Genomic DNA, 3,734 nt, shown 5'->3' on the forward strand with positions numbered 1-3,734 from the left:
CCGTATGCGCTCCCGCCCCCGGCTCCCCGGAACTCCCGCCCTTTGGCCAAAAAATATCCATGAATTCGTGACGGCCATCGGAAATGCCGGTCCGGTGTCATAGAGTCACGGAAAGGCGCCGCCCGTACGGCGTTTCCAGAGGATTATGGCGGAGGCACCGACGATGCGAGGGAATATTTCGGCGCATGCGGTCTGCACGGCGATTCGCGACGACATCGTCTCCGGAACGTTCCCGCCCGGCGCGCGGCTGATCGAGGAACTGCTCGCCTCCCGGTACGGCGTCTCCCGCGTCCCCGTAAGGGAAGCGCTGCGCACCCTGGAGTCCGAGGGCTTCGTCACCACCCGGCGCCACGCGGGCGCGTGCGTCGCCGAGCCGACCGAGCAGGAGGCCGCCGACCTCCTGGACATCCGCCTCCTCCTGGAGCCCCTGGGCGCCGCCCGCGCAGCGGCCCGCCGTTCCACCGCCCACCTGAAGGTACTGCGCGGCCTGGTCCGCCTGGGGCGCACGAGAGCCCGCCACGGTAACGCCGCCGACCTGCGGCAACTGGACGGCTGGTTCCACGAGACGCTCGCCCAGGCATCCGGCAGCGCCAGTATGACGGCGCTGCTCACCCAGGTGCGCCGCAAGATCGACTGGGTGTACGCGATCGACCTGGACCAGCCGTCGCCGGGCGAGGCGGACCGGTCCTGGCAGGAGCACGGCGCGATCGTGGACGCGGTGGCGCGCGGCGACGCCGAACGCGCCCGCGCACTGACCGCGGCGCATGTGGAGCACGCGATGCCCGCCCACCGGCTGCGCCGTCCCGCACCGGCGGTGAGGGAAGCGAAACCGTCCGTAAACACAGCGCGCGTACGGAATTAACACCGCTGCCGTATACAACTCCTGGGGAATTTCATACCCCTGCTCCGCCGTGCCCGAATTCTTTTTCCGCGCGCCCGAATGTCTTTTGCGTCGGCTCCGGCGGAAGGGAAAGGCGGGGAATTTCCTCGCCGCAATGCGAACGGCCCCGCCCATGACCCGTGTGCGGGGTCGCGGCGGGGCCGTGACGGCGGAACCGGGCGGTGTGCGGCCGCCGGGTCTGCCCGAAGGGTCAGACCGTCTCCGGGAGCTCCTCGAGGCCCTCGGAGACGAGCTTCGCCAGGCGGTCCAGCGCGGCGTCGGCGCCGTCGGCGTCCGAAGCCAGCACGATCTCCTCGCCGCCCTGGGCGCCCAGGCCCAGGACCGCGAGCATCGAGGCGGCGTTCACGGGGTTGCCGTCGCCCTTGGCGATCGTGACCGGTACGCCGGAAGCGGTGGCCGCACGGACGAAGATCGAGGCGGGGCGGGCGTGCAGACCCTCGGCCCATCCGACATTGACGCGGCGCTCAGCCATGGTGTTGCCCTTCGAGTAGGGAAAGTTGTCTAGACCAGTCTCTCACGGGGGCACCGGTGGTCCGGTGTGCCCAGCCCCCGTGAGGGCTCGGATCCTAGAAGTCCCAGCCTGCGTCACGCCCAAGCTGTACGCATGCTGAGATCCGGTCGTACGCACCGTCCCGCTCCGGAGTACGTACGGTCGCATCCGGGGCGCTTCCGGGCACTTCGGTCCGCCCCCGGATACGCACACGGTCGTACGCTGTCCGCATGGAGACGCCGTCGGATGCCGCCGCCTACCCCGCCCACTGGGAAGCCGACGTGGTGCTGCGTGACGGGGGCACCGCCCGGATCCGTCCCATCACCCCGGACGACGCGCAGCGCCTGGTCTCCTTCTACGAGCAGGTCTCCGACGAGTCCAAGTACTACCGGTTCTTCGCGCCCTACCCCCGGCTCTCCGACCGCGACGTACACCGGTTCACCCACCACGACTACGTGGACCGGGTCGGGCTCGCCGCCTTCGTGGGCGGCGAGATGATCGCCACCGTCCGGTACGACCGCATCAACGCCGACGGCCGGCCCGCCACCGGCCCCGACGCCGACCAGGCCGAGATCGCCTTCCTCGTGCAGGACGCGCACCAGGGGCGCGGCGTGGCCTCCGCGCTCATGGAGCACGCCGCGGCGGTCGCCCGCGAGCGCGGCATCCGCCGCTTCGCCGCCGAAGTACTGCCCGCCAACACCAAGATGATCAAGGTGTTCACGGACGCCGGGTACACCCAGCAGCGCACCTTCGAAGACGGCGTCGTCCGCCTCGAATTCGACCTGGAACCCACCGAGCAGTCCGTGGCCGTCATGCGCGGCCGCGAACACCGCGCCGAGGCCCGCTCCGTACAGCGGCTGCTCGCCCCCGGATCGATCGCCGTCATCGGCACCGGGCGCGCCCCCGGAGGCGTCGGCCGCTCGGCCCTCCGCAACATCCTCGACTCCGGCTTCACCGGCCACACGTATGCGGTCAACCACGCCTTCCCCGAAGGCGGCAGCACGCTGGACCCGGAGGGCGTACCGGCCCACCGCTCCCTCCGCGACATCCCCGGCCCCGTCGACCTCGCCGTCGTCGCCGTGCCCGCCGCGCACGTCCCCGATGTCGTGCGCGACTGCGGCGAGCACGGCGTACAGGGGCTGGTCATCCTCACCTCCGGTTACGCGGAGGCCGGACCCGAAGGACGCGAGAAGCAGCGCGCACTACTGCGCCAGGCCCGCTCCTACGGGATGCGACTGGTCGGCCCGAACGCGTTCGGCCTGATCAACACCGCCCCCGGTGTCCGCCTCAACGCCTCCCTCTCGCCCCGGCTGCCCGGCGCGGGCCGGGTCGGCCTCTTCACCCAGTCCGGCGCGATCGGCATCGGGCTGCTGGCCGCCCTCCAGGAGCGCGGCCCCGGAGACGGCGCGATCGCCGGCGTCTCCACCTTCGTGTCGGCCGGCAACCGCGCCGACGTCTCCGGCAACGACCTGCTCCAGTACTGGTACGAGGACCCCGACACCGACGTCGCGCTGCTGTACCTGGAGTCGATCGGCAACCCCCGCAAGTTCACCCGGCTCGCCCGCCGCACCGCCGCCGCCAAGCCCGTCGTGGTCGTCAAGGGCGCCCGGCACAGCGGCACCGTCCCGCTCGGCCACACCGTCCCCACCACCCGCGTCCCCGACTCCACCGTCTCCGCGCTCATGCGGCAGGCCGGCGTCATCCGGGTCGGCACGGTCACCGAACTGATCGACGCGGGACTGCTGCTCGCCTCCCAGCCACTGCCCGCCGGCCCCCGGGTGGCCATCCTCGGCAACTCCGAAGCGCTCGCCCTCCTCGCGTACGACGCGTGCCTCACCGAAGGGCTGCGCCCGCAGCGCCCCCATGTGCTGCCCTTCGCCGCCACGACCGCCGAATTCCGCGCGGCGCTGGCCAGAGCCCTGGCCAATGACCGCATCGACGCGGTCGTCCTCACCGCCATCCCCTGGGTCGCCGAGGGCAGCAGCGCGGACCCGGAGGAGATCGCCGCTCTGGCCACGGCCCTGCGCGAGGCCGCGGCCGAGGGACCCGCCAAGCCCGTCACCGTCGTCCACCTGGCCATGGAGGAGCTGGCGGGGGCGCTCTCGGGGACGACGGGCACGGCAGGCACGACAGGTGCGACAGGGACGGCGGGTGCGACAGGCACGGTAGGGACGGCAGTCGCGACAGGTACGACGGAGCAGCCGGGGACCACGGACAGGCCGGAAGCCGACGGGGAAGCCGCGAAGGAAGCTGACGGGGAAGCCGCAGGAGAAGCCGACGGAGAAGCCGCCGACGACGCCGCACACGCCCCGGAGACGTGTCCCGCCGCCCCGCCCCGCATCC

General features: G+C 72.0%; 3 protein-coding genes. 2 read left to right on the top strand and 1 reads right to left on the bottom strand.

From position 1 onward, the window contains the following. Positions 1-163: 163 nt before the first annotated feature. A complete protein-coding gene (locus CCS38_RS21090) occupies positions 164-862 on the top strand; it encodes a GntR family transcriptional regulator (RefSeq protein ID WP_223734873.1) in 699 nt (232 codons plus the stop codon). A 229-nt stretch (positions 863-1,091) separates the two neighbouring features. On the opposite strand, the gene CCS38_RS21095 is transcribed toward CCS38_RS21090, so the two are convergent. Beyond that, positions 1,092-1,373 carry an HPr family phosphocarrier protein gene (locus tag CCS38_RS21095; RefSeq protein WP_030260828.1) on the bottom strand — a complete coding sequence of 94 codons (282 nt, stop codon included), beginning with the start codon at positions 1,371-1,373 and terminating at the stop codon, positions 1,092-1,094. Positions 1,374-1,621: 248 nt separating this feature from the next. On the opposite strand from CCS38_RS21095, the gene CCS38_RS21100 reads away from it, so the two are divergent. After that, the coding region (locus CCS38_RS21100; RefSeq protein WP_223734874.1) for a GNAT family N-acetyltransferase at positions 1,622-3,734 on the top strand (2,113 nt) is incomplete at its 3' end.

Source organism: Streptomyces purpurogeneiscleroticus, assembly GCF_020024005.1.
Lineage (GTDB): Bacteria > Actinomycetota > Actinomycetes > Streptomycetales > Streptomycetaceae > Streptomyces > Streptomyces purpurogeneiscleroticus.

Bases quoted from the DNA above. Each gene is read 5' to 3' on its own strand.
- CCS38_RS21095 (WP_030260828.1), bottom strand. From the start codon at position 1,373: ATGGCTGAGCGCCGCGTCAATGTCGGATGGGCCGAGGGTCTGCACGCC.
- CCS38_RS21090 (WP_223734873.1), top strand. From the start codon at position 164: ATGCGAGGGAATATTTCGGCGCATGCGGTCTGCACGGCGATTCGCGAC.